Origin of the sequence: Paenibacillus praedii (genome assembly GCF_049725345.1) — a bacterium.
Taxonomy (GTDB): domain Bacteria; phylum Bacillota; class Bacilli; order Paenibacillales; family Paenibacillaceae; genus Pristimantibacillus.
The window spans coordinates 196,951-214,794 of the sequence record NZ_JBMWAM010000007.1 but is presented as its reverse complement, the minus strand read 5'-3'; the positions used below and the strand labels follow the sequence as shown (position 1 = coordinate 214,794).

Below are 17,844 nucleotides of genomic sequence, written 5' to 3'. Positions count from 1 at the left end.
TCTATGCAGATGCACCTAATGAGAAATGGTTAACCGATGTAACGGAATTCAAGTACGGTAATGGGCAGAAGGCGTATTTAAGCGCCATTCTTGACCTTCATGACAACACGATTATCTCTCATGTACTTGGGCGATCCAATAACAATCCGCTGGTATTCCAGACGTTAAAATTAGCTTTGCAAGAAGCTCCAGGAAGCAAGCCTATGCTTCATAGCGACCGTGGTTACCAGTACACTTCTTTAGCCTTTAAAAAGATGTTGGACGAGAACCAAATGACCCAAAGCATGTCCCGTGTTGGACGATGCATCGATAATGGTCCAATGGAGTCCTTTTGGGGTACTTTGAAATGTGAGAAATATTATTTACACACCTATGATACCTTTGAGGAGCTCAAAAAGGATATTGACAACTACATCCACTTTTACAATTACGAACGATTGCAAAGTAAACTAAACAGCCTCAGTCCAATGGAATTCAGGACTAAGGCCGCATAACTGTTTTTTATTTTTTGTACTGTCTACTTGACGGGGTGCAGTTCATAACCCGCGGCAGTCTTTGCTATTTGATTTCAATTGTATTGGCTACTGCGTTTTCACCCTTGACCTGTACAAGCTGGCCAGTCTTCAGCAGCGAAAAGTCGCCGATAATCGTTGCGTTAGTAGATACATTATAAATAAAGACGACGGTTTGACCGTTTTCAACTCGAGAGATCGAGATCGTGGAAAGCTTCGCCTGCGCATTGAAGGCTAGCGAGCTTACGACTCCCAGCTCATTGAAGGCCGTTACGACAGAAGCCGATTTCGTTACATCGATAAAGACAACTTTATTCTGATAAGTGCGTACAAGCACCTCATCCCCAGCGCGAAGCGCGCTTACAGGAGACTTCTTATCATCGCGGAAAATGAATACGTTCGGATCAAGCGTAAGCGAAAGCTCCGTATTATCCGCTTTTACAACCGTTATTTTACCATCTGCTGATGCTTTCAGCTTACCAGTAATCGCCTGCGCGTCGTGATCCGGCATTTCCACATCGGTACGATCCAGAAGCGCCGCAAGCTCTGCGCGCGTTACAGGCTGATTAGGACGGAATGTTTTACCGCGTTTGTCCTCGTAGCCCGTAATGATACCTTTTTGAAGCGCAAGGGCTACATAACCGACAGCACCTGCAGGAATTTCTTTCGCATCCTTAAAGTCCAGCTTCGTATTATTAAGTGCCTTTGCTTCATCCTCAAGCTTCAAAGCTTTGATCAGTAGAATCGTAGACCATAGTCTTGTTGCATTCTCCTCCGGCTTTACTTCTGTATCCGTCTCGGAGAATAAGTCATTTTCCAGCGCGACCGCTACGTAACCGACAGCCCAAGGATATTTGCGCTCGATTTTGTCAGCATCTCTAAAATGCAGATCCGTACTCATCTCTGCCGCAGATTCAGCTTGCGCACGAAGTCCCATCAATCTTACTGCTGCTGTCAGTGTCTCGATTCGGCTAATTTTCTTGTTCGGCTGAAAGGTTCCGTCCTCATAGCCTGTAAATACGCCCTTGGAAGACAAACGCATAATGTATTCCATGGCCCACTTCAGGTCGTTCTCATCCTTAAACTTCCAGGTTACTTTATATTTATCATCGTCATCATCATCGTCCCAATCATCTCTGTCATTCCGATCCTGATATTTGCCTTTATCGCGATCGTCTCCGTGTCCTTTACCTTTGCCACCGTCTGCAAATGCCGCCGAGGTTGCTCCGCCTGCAAGCATTAGAAGCGCAAGCGAGGATATTGCAGTCTTTTTCCACATCGTTTGTTTCGTCAAGAAAGCCACTCTCCTTTTTTCGATTGCGGGATATGCCGCATGTTTTAACTCTCGCCCATATCGTTCGGGAGAGGCTATTCGATTTAAGAGGGTGGCCTTCAAAAAAAAATTATTTTATTTTTCTTTCTCTGCTTCGCGTTTGGCTTTCAGCCATTTTGGAGCGCCCTTGTTTTTGCCTTCCCGCTTCTGCTGCGCCTTCGAGGCAGCTTTCGTCTGCGCGGGCTTCGGCTTGGACTTAGTCGGCTGGGAAGCTTGGTTTGCTTGTGAAATTTTGGCGGCGCCGGCTGCAGACGCCTTCTCCAGCTGCTTTGCTTCGTTTATTGCGTTACCTCGCTTATTCTCTTCCGACGATTGTTTTACGCCAGCTCCTTCCTCACGTGTACGCCCGTCCGCCTTCTCTTCTCTCCGTAAGGCAAAAGGTCGAGTCGCTTCCCTTAGCTGTTCTGCTGTCAGCAGCTTGCCTCTAAACATCGTTCGTTCGGTAAGCTCGACTCCCAGCTGTTTGCGGAATTTCTCCATGATGAACAGCTCCTGCGGCGTCACGATGGATACGACCGTCCCATGACGCCCCATTCTTCCCGTACGTCCGGCCCTATGCACGTAATGATCCGAATCTGCAGCCGGATCAAGCTGAATAACAAGCGGCAGTCCTTCGATATCAAGACCTCTGGCGGCAACATCCGTTGCAAGAAGCAGCTGGCAGCGTCCATCACGGAAGCGGGCTAGCGTAGCTGCACGGCGCTGCTTGTCGGCATCGCCATATAGCGCTTCGACGGTAAAGCCTTCATAGCTTAACTTCGATTCCCAATTTGCGATATTATCCGTGTCATTTAGGAACAGCAAAGCAGAGGAAGGATTAAGCAAACGAATGAGCCGTCTTGCCGTATCCGTCTTATCACGCTTGTCGCTGACGATATAATAATTATCGATGGTCTCCGATACCCGGTGCTCAGGCGTAATTTGAATGCGTACAGGAGCTTTCATCCACCGCCCTTCGAATCTAGCCATCTGATCAGGATACGTGGCAGAGAAGAAAGCGATTTGCCGCTCACTCCCCATTGCATACAGAATAACCTCAACCTCTTTCGTAGAGCCCAGTTGAAATACTTGATCCGCCTCATCAATCACAACATTCGTAACATCATTCAATCTAAGCTTGCGCAGCTTCAACAGCTCATGAATTCTTCCTGGCGTCCCAATCACCAGCTGTGGTCGAAGCTTCAGCTTCTCTACCTGACGCTTTAGCGCCGCACCGCCGATTAGCTGCTGTACACGAATGTTAAGCGGCTCCCCATAGCTCTCTGCCACTCGCACGATTTGCATTGCGAGCTCTTGCGTCGGAGCCAAAATTACGGCCTGCACCGCATTTGAATAAGCGTTCAGTTTCTGGAGCAGCGGCAGCAAATAAGCTAATGTCTTGCCTGTGCCAGTCTGCGATCTTGCTGAGACATCACTGCCTCCGAGAAGAATTGGGATCGTCTCTGCCTGTACATCCGTCGGCTCGACAATTCCATTTGAGACCAGCTTATTTGCCAACGGCTCATTAATACCAATTTCATTCCAAGTGTACTTACTCATTCTTTATTCCTCTCTTGTATCCGCTATTTATTTTCGATTAAACAGCCCGCCAAGCAATCGATCGGCTGTACGCGGTAATAGCTGATAGAGCTTTATGCCTATAGATGCTGTCTTTGGCAAATCAAGCTCATCCTTCTTTCTTTCCATCACACGAATGACGGATTTCACAACATATTCCGGCTTCATCATGAACCAGCTCACATTTTTAACATAAGAGCCAGACGGGTCGGCAAGTGCAAAGAAAGGCGTATCAATAGGCCCGGGATTAACTGCGGAAACGTGAATTCCATGCTCCCTAAGCTCCATGCGCAGTGAATTGGTGAAACCGAGCACAGCGTGCTTCGTGGCCGTGTAAGCGGTGGATTTGGCAGAGCCTATCTTGCCCGCCATCGATGCAATATTGACAATATGTCCGCTGCCTTGCTTCAGCATGTGCGGGACAACCGCCTTCGTGCAGCGTACGATTCCCATGTAGTTCGTGTCCATCATCTCTTCAAAGTCTTCCACCGGCATAGCGGCAAAATGCTCAAACTTCCCGTAGCCGGCATTGTTCAGCAATATATCTATTTTGCCATATTCGGTAATAACAGCTTCCACCGTTTGCTTAACCTGTTCATGATCCGTAACGTCCATCTGATAGATCGAGCAGTTCCCCTTAATCGCAGATGCGATTTCCTTCAGCCTGTCGCTATTTCTCCCTGTCAGCACAGGGATCGCACCCTTTTGAGCTAAAGCTACAGCCGTTAAGGCCCCGATACCGCTTGATGCTCCAGAGATAAAAATAACTTTGCCCTTTAACATCCATCATCACCCATCTACAAGTTTACTTGATTGCTCTGACAGACGCAAAAAAAGCTCCCGAAGGAGCCATTTCTGTGCTAGGATGCGATTAATACTTGAATGTCGAGCTCTCCGATGCCGTCCATAATGAGCGGGATCGTTAACGCCTTCTGTGCAGTGAAGCCTGCAGATTGAGCAGACTGAACCACTTTCGGCGGCGTAATATCCACTCTGACGCCCTGATTGAACAGCATAGTACTGGCATTCCCGCTAATCATATTGCCAAGCTCAGAAATACCGCTTCGAACAATTTCATCAATTTCAGAAATAGGATAACCGCCCATCATTGCTGAAACCATTTTCAGAGCTACCTGTTCACTTAGTCCGAATACAATATCACCGTTCATTTGTCCATTGAGACCAATTTGAATCCAAATGTAATTCTCTACAAATTTGATATCTTTGAGACCTAGTTCTCCAGTCGCAGGACGTATTTGAATGAGCTGTTCAATTACGATTTTCGCGGATTCAAGAAACGGGTTAATATATTCTGCCTTCATAAAGAGGTTACGCTCCTTTTTCGTCACAAATCGCGCTTTGTCTTATTTGTTCTTCATTATACTTAATTTAGTAGGACAAGTATACTATAAAGAAAATATATGATTCTAAAGAACTATGTCTCTCATTTAACAAAAACTAGAAATCATTGCATTTTGCTTGCAAGTAGAGGATGGCATGCTTGGAAAGTAACAAGTGTTGAATGCTGGAAACGCAAATACGCGCTTCCAGCAAAGTGATTGTTCGATTGCTTACCCTGGCAGTCAAGGATATTCCTTTCGAGCTTTCATTATACCGCAGTATTTGTAAGGCTTCTGCGATAACGAAGCCGGATTAGCCGAAGGCGCTCGTAAAGCACATCCACAGGCTTGCTTAGCTGAGAGGCCTCCGTGGAACCATATACTTGCTGAAGCACTGGCTTCAAGTATTTATCTCCTACTAAAGATAACGCATCAAGCACTTGCTGCTGCTCCTCCTGCGGTACTTCGAACAGCTCTCTTGTAATTAGCGACTCAAAATCATAGCCCTCTTGCTCCAGCTGTTCGATCCGATCCAACAGCTCACGCCTCGACATTTCCAATTCAGTCTGCAGTTGCTCTAACGTTCCTCCCACCTGCACCGCTTCCAAAATCTTCTTCTTAGCCAACTGTCGGTCCATCTGAAGCTTGTATTTTGCCTCCTTCTGCTTGAACAGCCACTGTGTATAAGCTGTCGAATCCAGCTGCTCCGTCACCCATTGAAGAGGAAATGAAGTCGATCGGCTGACTTGTTCAGTCATTTCCAACACTTCCGCTCCATACGAGGCATGCTTGGTGTTGCCCCAGCCTGGAATTTGCGTTAGTTCGTCCGCCGTCTGCGGGACGAAGGCGCTGATCATCCACAGCATCCGGTTCGTTGCGATCAGATAAGCGGACCTCTTCTCAGCGATCGCTTTGGTACGCCGCCACTCTCGGAGCAGCTGGAACAGCTCTTGATTTGCATGCAGCTCACCGTAGCATTGCAGCATAGTTAAGAAGCTTCCCGCAGATGTCTGGCGATCATCCAACATCCCATCGATGATCGGTGTATATCCTTCACCCATCATCCTGGAAATACCGAGTCGGAATGCTGTTATCATCTCTTCCCATGATGTGCCCTCAAACCAGGTTTGCGGATTCCCTTCTGCTTCCTCGCCTTCCATCCATAATACAGCCCAGATGCCTTGACGCTCGCAAATGGATAGCTGGGCGCTTGTATAAGATTGTCCCTCTCCTTGCTTCTCGAACGTGTTCAGAAAAACGATTTGCATATTAGCCTCAATCCTCCAATAATTGTAGTATTCGCGAATGAAATTGAACGGCAAGGCGGCATTTGGCTTAAGGGCCAGCATGCCTGAAAACAAAAAAAGCACCTCCTCTGCCAGGGCAGAAGAGGTGCTTCCTCATACGTTCAATGATTCGATTAACTGCATGTTATCATAATGATTTCTTTATTACAAGCATTTTGTTATTGTATAATGATTGTAATTAAAGAAGTGGAGGCTATACAACATGCTGCTGCCTGATTTTGATTTTATGTCCGATACAACCGAACAAACGTCAACTCGATTCGTCACTTTCATCGCACCCAGCTTGAAACGGTTTGACCTCGCTGTCACAACTACAAATCGCTTCTATGGCAAGAAGCTGGTCACCGACCTGCAATCCGGAAAAACGGCGATCATCGGCCCGGATGACCTGGAGGAGGAAGGCTACCTCGAGTATACGTATAAGCTTACGGAGGAAGAAGCAGCTGAATTAGTCCAGTTTTTGTATTTTGTTGTCGGAACCGTGCATTTTACCGATTGATAAGGGCAAAATGAAAGGGTACTATACTACCATTTCAGGAGGAGCTTGCTGATGGATCGATTTATTGGAGAGGATCGAAAGCCTTATACAGATGTTTCAACTGTGGAATCGCAGCGCAATGACCTCATCCCGGAAGAGTTTCCGGAGGGGCCTTACGGCTCCGATCTGCGGACGGAATCACTGGGAAAAAGCAAGCCGTGGAGAATCGATCAGCGGCCATCCAATCGCTTCGACTATGAAAATCATCAACTGCATGCCGAAGGCTCACGGGACTATCCTGGAGATGACGACTACGAGGACAGCATTCCTGAGGTACAAGACGAGCCTTAAAACAGTGAAGCCCTTGGCAGCACGTCTGACGCGTGATGTGCCAAGGGCTATTTTTGTTCATTCATTCGTATCCTTATTTCACTTTGCCGCATTCGCGTCCACACATCGGGGCCTATGATGCCATTCAGGACTGCTATCAGATTGGGATGAGTAACTGCGCGAGTATATGCCGCGTCATAAAAATGCACGTCTTGAAACCCATTAAGAACAAGCTTTTTCAACTGCTCGGGCGGCAAAAAATCACCCAGCCAGGCATGGTTTTGATCCGCTTGCGCCTGGGCGGCCCGCTGTATGATTCGCTCCACTGCTGCTCTCATGGCATGCACCTCGTCAGAATTAAATACACCGCGAACGAGCAAATAACCATTCTCTTTGTAAAAATTCACGTCTGCATTGTTAATCATGCCCAATCTCCTTATCATATAATAAGAATGATTAATCGCGCGAAGCTATATATTCGCGACAATATAGAGGGACAGCTTAGCCTTGCCGAAGTAGAGCAATATATTAATATTTCCGAGCCGCACTTGTCTAGTTTATTCGCTCAAAGTATTCATGAATCTTTCTCGATGCTTGTCCGCCACGAACGGATTCGAGCAGCCGAGTAATGGCTGTCCCAAACCGTAGATCCTATCAAGGAAATCGCTGAGCGCTGCGGCTTATCATCCATCCATTACTTCACTCGGACATTTACCAAGGTGAAAGGAATTCCGCCTGCTGCATTCCGAGAAACAGCACACAAAAATCGCAGCAAGAATAATCCGCCGACTCGTCATCAAAGCTCATGAATCGTTAGCTCGCTTCTTACCATAAACCGGGCATTGACGCCTGCTTGGCCAATACCCTTGGAAATATAAAATGCACCGTACTCATTCGTATACAGGCCTTTGTATATTCCTCTCTCCGACAGAGGACCCTTTGACTTGAACAAAAAAAAGAAAGGCACGTTCAACTGCTTCCCATGCAGATGGCCGGCCATTAAATAATGATAAGGACGTTTGATCCGAAGGAGCACGTTTGGATCATGAGTGATGACAACGATCGGCTTCTCTTCGTCCACATACTTAAAAGCGGGACGAATTCTGCTATGCCCGGTGCAATCGTCATCAATACCTACCAGTTGGAAATCTGCAAGCTGAACAGATTCGTTACGAAGGACGCGGATATGATATACCTTAAAGATATCCAGCAAACGCTGCAGCCGAGGGAGCTCATAATCATGATTTCCCAGGACCGCATAGACGGGAATGCCGCAACCTGCAATTAGTTTGAAATACTGCGCTGCGCGCGGCAAAAAGCTTGCCTTATAGGTATAGTCTCCGGTCAGAAATATGTAATCCGGCTTGTAATCAATAATCACTTGCCTAATTTTTCGCGGGCTGATACGCAGCATATCAAAATGGAGATCGCTAATTTGCAATATACGCTTATTGAGGCCGATGGGATGATGTACACGTTCAATTTTCAGCCACATGGTAGGTAGAAAAAAGAACATGTAAATGAGAAAGATGAAGACGACTATAACAAGGAAACTCACAAACACACACCTTTCATCAATCTTTTTGCATTTACTCTATGATTCAGTATATTCAACAGAATAGCAATTCACAACCGAAGCGACTCTATTCAGACACCGTAAAAGGGCGTCCCTTTGGTCAGTTCAGACCTTTTGGAACACCCCTTTGTTGGTAACTATAGACTTGTCGAAAACATAAATCATACTAAAGTATTGTATGTCTTACCCTTATGATATGTATTCCATTTATATACTTTCATGAATTGAAGTTTTTGGTTATAATGAAAAGAATACTGCACATATGTGATATCGGAGGAACTCGTAATGATCGGAGAACGCATTCAGATGCTGCGCAAGAGAAAGGGGCTTTCGCTTACTGAACTATCCCAAAGGGCTGGTGTCGCGAAATCTTACCTTAGTTCCATTGAGAGAGGGCTCCAACAAAACCCGTCCATTCAATTCCTCGAAAAAATAGGAGAGGTATTAAATGTTGCTGTTGAAGATTTTCTAAATTACGATGAGTCTGATCGGACACCTGACCAGTTTGATCGCGAATGGGCTGAATTGGTTAGAGAAGCAATGGCCTCGGGCGTTAGCAAGGATCAATTCAAAGAATTTCTCGAATTCAACAAATGGAAAATAAAGCGCGATTAGCGCTTTTTAAATTTACACAGCTGTTTCCTGCATCTCATCGTTATCGCTTTCTTTAAGAATAAGAAGAACTTTACGTATATCTTCTTTGCTTAATCCTAATGTTCGCGCGCTCATGATTAATGCTACCCAGTCCATATCCAAATCTTGATTGTTCTCTGATCCCACCAGTACCATTATCCTAGTCCCCTTTCAAATTGGGACGGTTGCACCACTGACTCCATGCGTTTAAGGTGCCCAGATAATAAACGCATTTCAACGTCTCCCTATGCTCGTCACTGACTATCTCCTATGCATTATAACCTAGCGTATTTACGTAAGCTGTCGATTCGTGTCTTACATAAATGATTATTTATTATATTTTTTTGTCGATTTAATAAATTATTTTAAATTTAATTAGAATATGGGAAAAATTTTCTCAAGCGCTAGTATTTTCATTGTGATTTGTACAGCAATTCAATATCTGCCGTTTGATTTCTTCGATTAAGCTAACAACATCTATGTTTTCGACCGTTTCGCCTTTTTGACGAATGATGTTTGCAATCTCGTGCAGCATTTGTGCGGTAAGTTTGTCGGAAATGTTCATTTGACCCGAGCCTCGTATGTACCAGCCTCTGCTTCAGCCTCTTCTTCATATCCATTCGGATTATTCATTTGCCAACGCCAAGCATCTTCGCACATTTCTTCAATCCCTCTGAGAGCTACCCAATTGAGGTCAGTTCTCGCCTTAGAAGGATTGGCATAACAAATTCCCACATCTCCCGTCCTCCGCTCGGAAATCGTATAAGGAACGTTCATACCCGACGCCTGTTGAAAAGCAGAAACTATTTCCAATACAGTGTATCCCCTTCCAGTACCAAGGTTGTATGCTTCTACTCCCGTTGTCGAAAGTATTCTTTCAAGTGCGCTTAAATGTCCCATTGCCAGGTCAACGACATGGATATAGTCCCGCACCCCCGTCCCGTCCAGCGTAGAATAGTCATTGCCAAATATGCTGAGTTTCTCCAGCTTCCCCACTGCCACCTGTGTTATATAAGGCATCAGATTGTTCGGAATACCGTTAGGGTCCTCCCCGATCCGGCCGCTCTTGTGAGCGCCAACTGGGTTGAAATAACGCAGTAATGCAATACTCCAACGATTATCCGACAGATAAATGTCACGTAAAATTTCCTCAATCATAAGTTTCGTTCGACCATAGGGATTGGTGGCCTGCAATGAAAAATCCTCGGAAATCGGAACAGAATCCGGCATACCGTATACTGTTGCCGACGAACTGAATACCAAGTTCCGCAACCCGTATTTCTCCATCGTTTTGCACAGCAGGAATGTTCCACTAATATTATTGAAATAGTAATGCAGCGGCATTTTCGTAGACTGTCCAACTGATTTGAGTCCGGCAAAATGGATTACCGCATCGATCTGGTGCTCGGTAAATACCCTTTCTAGCCCTTCACGATCCAGAAGATCCACCTCATAAAACGCAAAGGCTCTTCCTGTAATTTCTTGAATCCGCTTCAGTGCATTCGGTTTACTGTTTGAAAAATTGTCGATAACAATCACCTCATAGCCTGCATTCAACAGCTCCACGCAGGTATGACTGCCTATATATCCGGCGCCGCCGGTTACGAGTATGGCCATTTAATTACCCTCCAGAAATAATTGGTTTTAATAAATGTAGTGTATACACTCTACGCCTAGGAAACTCCGTATAGATCCAGCCAATCATGTATACTATCCCTGATATCAAACCCCTGACTTGCTATTTTGTTAAGGATGGTGTTTTGATCGGGCTTCTTCATAAATAAGGCCATGTTTATTTGCTGAGACCAGGCTTCAAGACTTTCATCAAGACTAATAAAGCTCATTAAACCCACACCCATATCCGTAACTTTAGGAACAGTGTCCGCAGCCACACAAGGAGTACCTGAGCATTGCGCTTCTACGGTGACGATGCCAAAGCCTTCAAATACGGAAGGGAAAACAAACACATCAAAAGACTTCATGAGTTTAGGGATATCCACTCTTACTCCCAAAAATCGAATCCGATTAAATATTCCCATTCTTCTCGCTTCAGCTTCAATACTGCTCCTTAACGCACCATCCCCTACCAAAACTGCAATGACGTCCTTTTCTTCATCAATCATTTGCTTCAAAACCTTCAAGAGAAACGTATGGTTTTTGGATGGGGAGAACGTTCCGACATGCCCAATAATTTTCGATTCTGACGCTATGTTTAGTTCTTGTTTTATATCTAGTTGAACACTCGCTTCAATGTTAACGAACCGGCCGATTTCGATTCCATTTTTCATCACAAAGGTTTTCCCGCTATCGGTCAGCGATGAACCAAATAGAAACCGCGCAGCTTCCACACTGCAAGCGCAATAATCGGTAGCGGCATAGTGAATAACGGTTTGCAAAACTTTAAACATCATACTTGCCTTCAAGCCATTTCCTCTCCCCCAGTTATTGCTATGAGAATGGCAGATTCTCTTCTTTATTCCGGCCATTTTTCCGGCTAAAGCAGCAAACCCGCTTTGATAATCAGTGTGCGAATGAACAGCCACATAGTTTGTTTGGCTCATAATTTTTTTCAATTCATTCAAATACGCTATCGGACCTTGTTGACCAAAACTGTGAATTCGATATATCCTGCCGCCCAACGAAATGATTTCATCATCGTAATCGCATGATTCCATTCGATGTGAAACAAAATCAAACTGTACCTTCGATCGGTCTATATTTCTGTAGACATTCATAAGTAGTGTTTCCGCACCGCCACGGTTCATGGCGCTTACGACATGCAGTACTCTATGTATCATATGAGATCACCTTTACAAGATAATATTGATAAGCTCACTTGCTTGATCAGGGTATCAAACCCTTCCTCACATTCCACTTTTGACGACTTGCGTCTAAGGTTGAATTCAACCCACAGCATGACCGAGTGCCTCCATTGATAGCGGTAAGGAGATATCACCGAAGAATGTTATTCGTTATATAGAACAAAATGGTCAAAAAAAATCCTTCTTCTAGATTTTTTAAACTTATCATTTAAATAAGGAGTGCGCTGTCTACTTATTTTATATAATAGTTCTCAATAAAGAACATGTCAACAAATATTGCTCATTTCATGACATTTATGATGAATTCTTTTAATGGCAAAGCAAATTGTGACCGTATTGAACGCCACGATCTGAATGGACGCTTAAACCTTCTGAGTCTCCTGTCGGCCAAATAGCTTGTTTGCCAGGATTAAGCATTCATATCATGATCCTTGTTTTTCCCTCGCGATATTATACTTTGATGAGAATACTATCTTTTTAAAATCTGACATAAGAGTAAATATAATACTTTTTAGATATTGGAATTCATTGCTCTTATAAAAGACTACAACATAAATGAAATTTGGAATTAATAAGCAAAAAAGTCCTCTTACTAATAACGAGGTGAAAGTATCACCAACAACAAAGTAATTACAACAAATTGTCGTTATGCAGCAAGTGGAAATAGTTAATAACAAATAATATCCATAGTTCTTAAAATATGACCGAACTGGACGATTGAAAACATGTTTATACACAATACATGGTTGAGTCCAACAAACAGTTGCAATCGTACTTAACGCAGTTCCCATAAATATTCCTGATAATCCAAAATATTTCAAAAAAACTAATGATGCGATCAAATTTAATAAACCTTCAATTAATGGTATGTACTGATCCTGAGTAAATAATCCAGCTTTATTCTTAAATGTTCCAATTGCAGTACGCATTCCGAGTAAATAGAAATTTATTAGTATGAACACAAAAGTTAGTTTATCTAATAAGTATCCATCTCCCAGCCACCAACTAATAAAGGGTTCTAATAAATTAAATAAAAATATAATACTAAATGAATAAATCCAAAAATTAACGAAGTAAGATATTTTAAAAATTGAGTAGGATTTATCATTGCTTTCTGTGGCAATTAAATTTCCTACGCTGGATCCAATCCCACCCAAAATAGAATTAACTAATGCAGATAATTGCTGTGTGATCATTGTATAGTTTGAATAAAGCCCTACTGTTGCTACACCAATAAACGATGATATTAGGATATTATCTGTACTGAATACTAAAAAGCCACCTATATTATGAAGAAACATAGCCTTAACATTTTTAATAATATTATTTTTTGTATCTTTATCTATTGCATATTTTTGCTTCGTTTTAATATAAGGATATCTTTTATTAACAATTCGACCATTAACCATATTCTGAATCAAATATACTAAAAGCTCTAATATCAAGTAAAATACATAGTTCTCAGTCGTGATTAGCACGATAATTCTTGTAATCATTGTGATAACTTGAAATAAGAGATCAACCCTGGTCAATACATAACCTCTTTGATCAGCGGTTATAAGTGACCATTTATGAGCGTTTAAATAGGAGAGGATGCTCTTTGCTACAAATATAGAATATATAATTTCAATATGTGGTACTGGAACTTCATCTTTCATCAGATGATCTAGAAGAGGGTAGAGACAAACACTTATAATTAATGTAATTATTGCTAATATGCCATATGCTTTCTTATACAATTGGATTAAAGCAATTACTTTTTCTTTGTTATCTTCTGCCAAAGGCTTGTATAAGTTGTATACAATGCTTATTGCGATTCCACCTTCAACTAAAACTAACATTGATAAGACATTCGTCAATAAACCATTGATACCAAGATATGATGCCCCCAGACTGTCCAAAAATATTTTTCTGGCTATAAAACCAAGTAATACAATAATTATTTGGGAGATTATACTTATTGATATATTATTGATAGAATGTTTTGTTCTCATCATTCATCCACTTCAATCCCTGCTTATTTGTTATATGGAAATCTATCATCAACAAGAATAAAATCAAATATTAAATACTTTTGGCGTTGTTTCTTCACAATTAATTGTTGTTAAAGTTTTAATTAAACGATTTCGCTCAAATGGATTATCAATCATATATTTAATTTTCTCATACAATCCTTCATCGTTTTCTACAATGAATCCGTTATACCCATCCTTAATCTGCTCATTTGCACCTGTGAAATTTGTTGTTACAATAGGTTTAGATAGGCACTTAGCCTCTGCTAAAGTAAGGCAATATCCTTCGTGCCTGGACGTTTGAACATATATATCCGCGTTAGCTATAATTGGGTAAGGGTTTGGTGTTGATCCTAATAAAATAAAGTCATTGACTAAATTATACTGATGGATCAACCGTTCATATTCTTTCCTAGCACTACCTTCCCCAACACAATACCATCTCACTTGATATCCTTCTTGGAGCAGTTTATAAAGAACGTAAATTGCAATGTCTTGACCCTTCTCTTTGGAGAGCCTACCTACGGTTACGATTTTCATTCCTTTAAAGCCATCATATAGATTAATCGGTTCTTTAGACATATTGTGTATTATTTTAGACGATACGATATTATTAAACACATCCGTTTTATTTTTAATAGTCGGTATTTTTGCTATCAGATGATTTTTTGCTTCTTTTGAAACGACAAATATCTTATCAAATCTTTTATATAGTTTTTCATATAATTTTTGATTCATCATATGTTTATAAACATCAAAGTGTACCCATGATATTTTTTGGGTTGCGGTTACTTTATTTGCAATATAATAATCAATTATATCTGTTGGACCTTGATAGGATACTGCGACATCATAGGTATTTATATGATGAGGAACGCTTTTGAGAACATGTTGATAATAAACGAACCGATTATCTAGATACTTAGATATTAAATACGAACAAACAAACGATGGTATATTTATATATTGTTTCTTATTCATGTAGTTCTTTAATGTGCGCTTTGGTGATTCCATGATAATAGGCTTTACATCTTCAAACCAAGTAGTTTCCTCAATTCTTACCCATTCCGGAATGGAATCTAAAAAACCACCTTTTTTCTCCAGAAGAAGAATAGTTACGTCATATTTATCTTTTGGGATAATAGAAAGCAGGGACAGGAGCGATTTTTCAACGCCACCAATATTCATACTACTCAGCATGAATAATATTTTCGTCTTCCTCATTTATAATCCCCCTACCTGGTGTCGTATTCAGCAGCTTTCAAGACCTTATAAAGTTTATCCATCTCACTTTTTGTATCTGTGACAAGTTCTTTTTCCAGACAAGATCTTATTTTATTCCTTAAATTCTCATCATCTAACAATTCTTTGATTGCAATATATATCTGTTGGGTATCAAAGCCTACAATTAAACCCGTCTGTCTATGGGAAACCTGCTCCTTTGCTCCTGTAAAGTTAGTGCTAACTATGGGATTAGTAAAGCATCTTGCTTCTGAAAGTGTGATACAATATCCTTCATGGCGGGAGGGTTGAACATAAATATCACACTGCTTCATATGGGGATATGGATTTGCATTAGCTCCCATAAGTATGTAGTCATTTTCAAGACCATAATATTTAACAAGTTTTTCATATTCGCTCCTCGCGTTTCCTTCCCCTATGCAATACCACCTGATATTATATCCTTCTTCTTTAAGTCTTGCTAATACTGGAATGGTTAAATCCTGACCTTTTTCTTGACTTAACCTCCCAACAGTCAATATCCTTATTCCCTCAAAATTGTCTTCAAAACCAGCTCCCTCATCAGACATTTGAGTAATTAAATCAGGTGATAGGATATTAAGAAACTTCTCTGTCCGATCCTTTATATCAGGTATTCTTTGAATTAATTTATTTCTACCTTCTTCAGATACAACAAAAATTTTATCGAACTTTTTAAAAATCCTTGAGGCAAATTCACTATTGAATCCTATTTTCGAAACATCGAAATGTATCCATTGAATTTTCTTCTTAGCTTTAATTTTGTGCACAACAAAAAAACTTATGAATTCCATAGGCCCTGCATAAGCCACTGCTAAGTCATATTCTTCGTTTATAACAGGGAATTTTTTTATAATAAATTTAAAGAATAAACTTCTATCACTCTTAATTTTTGATAATAAATACACAAAGAGCAGATTAACTGCATTAATGATTTTCTTGTTTCTAACAAAATCTAAAGCTAAAACTTGTGGCGGTTTATTCAGCATATGTTTGATATCTTTATATCCCTTTAAGTATTCAACCCGCACTTCACTAGGGATATAGTCTAAAAATCCACCTTTTTCCTCGAGCATCAAAATGGTGATTTCATACCTCTCTTTAGGAATTTCCGATATCATGTTTAGCAAAGCTTTCTCAGTTCCGCCTACATTCATGTTAATTAACATAAATAATAATTTCTTCTTATTATTCATTGAGCTTACTCACTTTCTGCTATCCAATTAGTTGGTAAAACTTATCAAGCTCCTCGACATTGCCCTTTTTCTCAACCCGCAAGTAATTGATAATGGTTTCTCTTAGGCTTTTATTATTTATCATCATCATAATCCCGTCATACACAGCATCCCCGTTCATGTCTACCACCAGTCCGTTTCTTCCGTCTATCATTTGATTAAATACAGCATCAAATTTTGTAGTGATGACCGGAACATTCAACATACGCGCTTCTGCGATGGCAAGCCCAAAGCCTTCATATCTGGATGTCTGTACATAAATATCAGAATGTTTAATATAGGGATATGGATTTGATTTAACCCCTAATAAAATGAAATAATCTGATAAGCCATATTCTTTAATGAATTTTTCGATTTCTTCTTTTTGAGGACCTTTTCCTAATACATACCATTTAAACTTTATTCCTGTATCCTTCAGCTTTCTACATGCGGCTAGTGCCATATCGTACCCCTTTTCACGATTCAATCTCCCAATTGTTAAAATTCGGATGCCATCAAATTGATCGTCAAAACTTTCTCCAATATCAGCCATCTTTAAAATAAGTTCCGAATTATTAATATCATAAATAACTCTCATTTTATCTGTATATTCGGGAAATGTTTCAATAAAGATCTCTTTGGACGAATCAGAAACCGCTACGATTTGGTTATATTGGTCATAAAACTTCTTTTGAAATTCCCTATCTTTATTTTCTAGCCTGAAGCTTGTATTGACCCAAGCAATTTTTTTCATTGCTTTTACTTTTTCAGCTACATAAAAAGTCGGAACTCCTTGAGCGTAACTGATCGCTATATCGTATGTCTTGTAATTACTCTCTATAGCCTGAGAAACACTTTGCCAAAATATTCTCGCTTTCTGTGGATCACTATACTTTTTCATACGTATACTTATGGAATATTTGGCCCTGGAGCGCAGCCAATTAAAATCAAGTTTCTTCAATGAATAGACTATTGCTTCTTTTATGTTTAACTTTGAAAACTTTATATACTTTAGAGGAGGTAAAACATGAACCTCCTTCGGTACAAACTCTTCTAGTTCCCCCCCATGTCCAAATAACATTAAGTCTACTGAAAATTTAGAGTAGTCTATCATGGATAACAACGTCACTAAACTTTTCTCAGCCCCTGCAACATCTAATGAATCTATTACAAATATTAGATTTTTTTTCATCTTCACACTGTAACCTCACTTATCGGTTTATTAGCGATTTCTCGACCCAATTTACATATTGATAAATCACACTTCACTTCAATACATAGATTTTTATTCAGATTTCCTTTTTTATAATTATTACAAATATACCCCATTTTATCTTTACATCCATGGTTTTTCATTATAAACAGGAACAATAATACTGATTGCCGGTTTCATATTTTCATCTCGTCCTTATAATGATATTTTTGTTTCACCATTGTGGATGAGACGTCCTGTGTGTATGGAAAGTATAC

The 17,844-nt window shown here is 41.0% G+C and carries 20 protein-coding genes and 1 riboswitch; of the genes, 5 read left to right on the top strand and 15 right to left on the bottom strand.

Annotation, left to right across the window (positions count from 1 at the left end):
• Positions 1–494 (top strand): IS3 family transposase (locus tag ACO9K6_RS09465; protein WP_424767300.1); only part of this gene is annotated, 494 nt, incomplete at its 5' end.
• A gap of 64 nt (positions 495–558) precedes the next feature.
• Here ACO9K6_RS09465 and ACO9K6_RS09460 read toward each other — a convergent pair.
• From ACO9K6_RS09460 to ACO9K6_RS09440, 5 genes are all read right to left on the bottom strand, one after another.
• On the bottom strand, positions 559–1,815 hold the full coding sequence (locus ACO9K6_RS09460) for an S-layer homology domain-containing protein (protein WP_463357671.1): 1,257 nt from the start codon (positions 1,813–1,815) through the stop codon (positions 559–561).
• Positions 1,816–1,920: 105 nt separating this feature from the next.
• The gene (locus tag ACO9K6_RS09455) at positions 1,921–3,384 is read right to left on the bottom strand and encodes a DEAD/DEAH box helicase (protein ID WP_424767298.1); all 1,464 of its coding nucleotides are present in this window, start codon (positions 3,382–3,384) and stop codon (positions 1,921–1,923) included.
• A 27-nt stretch (positions 3,385–3,411) separates the two neighbouring features.
• Positions 3,412–4,185: an SDR family NAD(P)-dependent oxidoreductase gene (locus tag ACO9K6_RS09450; protein WP_424767297.1), complete on the bottom strand. Its 774-nt coding sequence runs from the start codon at positions 4,183–4,185 to the stop codon at positions 3,412–3,414.
• A 77-nt stretch (positions 4,186–4,262) separates the two neighbouring features.
• Positions 4,263–4,724 (bottom strand): chemotaxis protein CheX, encoded by a 462-nt coding sequence (locus ACO9K6_RS09445; RefSeq protein WP_424767296.1) that lies wholly within the window; start codon positions 4,722–4,724, stop codon positions 4,263–4,265.
• Positions 4,725–5,011: 287 nt separating this feature from the next.
• Entirely contained in the window at positions 5,012–6,103 is a 1,092-nt protein-coding gene (locus ACO9K6_RS09440; protein ID WP_424767295.1) for an HRDC domain-containing protein, read from the bottom strand.
• Between the two features lie 148 nt (positions 6,104–6,251).
• Here ACO9K6_RS09440 and ACO9K6_RS09435 point away from each other — a divergent pair, with 148 nt between their 5' ends.
• Both ACO9K6_RS09435 and ACO9K6_RS09430 read left to right on the top strand, forming a co-directional pair.
• Positions 6,252–6,548, top strand: a complete 297-nt coding sequence (locus tag ACO9K6_RS09435; RefSeq protein ID WP_424767294.1) for a DUF3055 domain-containing protein — start codon at positions 6,252–6,254, stop codon at positions 6,546–6,548.
• A gap of 51 nt (positions 6,549–6,599) precedes the next feature.
• The gene (locus ACO9K6_RS09430; protein ID WP_424767293.1) at positions 6,600–6,878 is read left to right on the top strand and encodes a hypothetical protein; all 279 of its coding nucleotides are present in this window, start codon (positions 6,600–6,602) and stop codon (positions 6,876–6,878) included.
• Positions 6,879–6,925: 47 nt separating this feature from the next.
• Here ACO9K6_RS09430 and ACO9K6_RS09425 read toward each other — a convergent pair whose 3' ends face one another.
• Positions 6,926–7,282: a phytanoyl-CoA dioxygenase family protein gene (locus ACO9K6_RS09425; RefSeq protein ID WP_424767292.1), complete on the bottom strand. Its 357-nt coding sequence runs from the start codon at positions 7,280–7,282 to the stop codon at positions 6,926–6,928.
• 207 nt (positions 7,283–7,489) lie between these two features.
• Between ACO9K6_RS09425 and ACO9K6_RS09420 the strand changes: the two genes are divergently transcribed.
• Positions 7,490–7,666 carry a helix-turn-helix domain-containing protein gene (locus ACO9K6_RS09420; RefSeq protein ID WP_424767314.1) on the top strand — a complete coding sequence of 59 codons (177 nt, stop codon included), beginning with the start codon at positions 7,490–7,492 and terminating at the stop codon, positions 7,664–7,666.
• Here ACO9K6_RS09420 and ACO9K6_RS09415 read toward each other — a convergent pair.
• Entirely contained in the window at positions 7,654–8,415 is a 762-nt protein-coding gene (locus tag ACO9K6_RS09415; RefSeq protein ID WP_424767291.1) for a metallophosphoesterase, read from the bottom strand. The genes ACO9K6_RS09420 and ACO9K6_RS09415 overlap by 13 nt on opposite strands.
• Before the next feature lie 303 nt (positions 8,416–8,718).
• On the opposite strand from ACO9K6_RS09415, the gene ACO9K6_RS09410 reads away from it, so the two are divergent.
• The gene (locus ACO9K6_RS09410; protein WP_424767290.1) at positions 8,719–9,048 is read left to right on the top strand and encodes a helix-turn-helix domain-containing protein; all 330 of its coding nucleotides are present in this window, start codon (positions 8,719–8,721) and stop codon (positions 9,046–9,048) included.
• 12 nt (positions 9,049–9,060) lie between these two features.
• Here the strand turns inward: ACO9K6_RS09410 and ACO9K6_RS09405 are convergent, their stop codons facing one another.
• From ACO9K6_RS09405 to ACO9K6_RS09370, 8 genes are all read right to left on the bottom strand, one after another.
• Positions 9,061–9,222, bottom strand: coding sequence for an anti-repressor SinI family protein (locus ACO9K6_RS09405; RefSeq protein ID WP_424767289.1), 162 nt, complete (start codon positions 9,220–9,222; stop codon positions 9,061–9,063).
• A gap of 14 nt (positions 9,223–9,236) precedes the next feature.
• A riboswitch (cyclic di-GMP riboswitch) is annotated at positions 9,237–9,318 on the bottom strand.
• Between the two features lie 145 nt (positions 9,319–9,463).
• Positions 9,464–9,631: a hypothetical protein gene (locus ACO9K6_RS09400; RefSeq protein ID WP_424767288.1), complete on the bottom strand. Its 168-nt coding sequence runs from the start codon at positions 9,629–9,631 to the stop codon at positions 9,464–9,466.
• Positions 9,628–10,683 carry a UDP-glucose 4-epimerase GalE gene (gene galE, locus ACO9K6_RS09395; protein ID WP_424767287.1) on the bottom strand — a complete coding sequence of 352 codons (1,056 nt, stop codon included), beginning with the start codon at positions 10,681–10,683 and terminating at the stop codon, positions 9,628–9,630. Before galE ends, ACO9K6_RS09400 begins: the two co-directional genes overlap by 4 nt.
• Before the next feature lie 56 nt (positions 10,684–10,739).
• On the bottom strand, positions 10,740–11,864 hold the full coding sequence (locus tag ACO9K6_RS09390; RefSeq protein WP_424767286.1) for a glycosyltransferase family 1 protein: 1,125 nt from the start codon (positions 11,862–11,864) through the stop codon (positions 10,740–10,742).
• Between the two features lie 446 nt (positions 11,865–12,310).
• Positions 12,311–13,882 carry a lipopolysaccharide biosynthesis protein gene (locus ACO9K6_RS09385; protein ID WP_424767285.1) on the bottom strand — a complete coding sequence of 524 codons (1,572 nt, stop codon included), beginning with the start codon at positions 13,880–13,882 and terminating at the stop codon, positions 12,311–12,313.
• A gap of 63 nt (positions 13,883–13,945) precedes the next feature.
• Positions 13,946–15,124, bottom strand: coding sequence for a glycosyltransferase (locus ACO9K6_RS09380; protein WP_424767284.1), 1,179 nt, complete (start codon positions 15,122–15,124; stop codon positions 13,946–13,948).
• Between the two features lie 11 nt (positions 15,125–15,135).
• Complete coding sequence (locus tag ACO9K6_RS09375) at positions 15,136–16,356, bottom strand: glycosyltransferase (protein ID WP_424767283.1); 1,221 nt, start codon at positions 16,354–16,356, stop codon at positions 15,136–15,138.
• A gap of 19 nt (positions 16,357–16,375) precedes the next feature.
• Positions 16,376–17,566, bottom strand: coding sequence for a glycosyltransferase (locus ACO9K6_RS09370; protein ID WP_424767313.1), 1,191 nt, complete (start codon positions 17,564–17,566; stop codon positions 16,376–16,378).
• Positions 17,567–17,844: the final 278 nt, after the last annotated feature.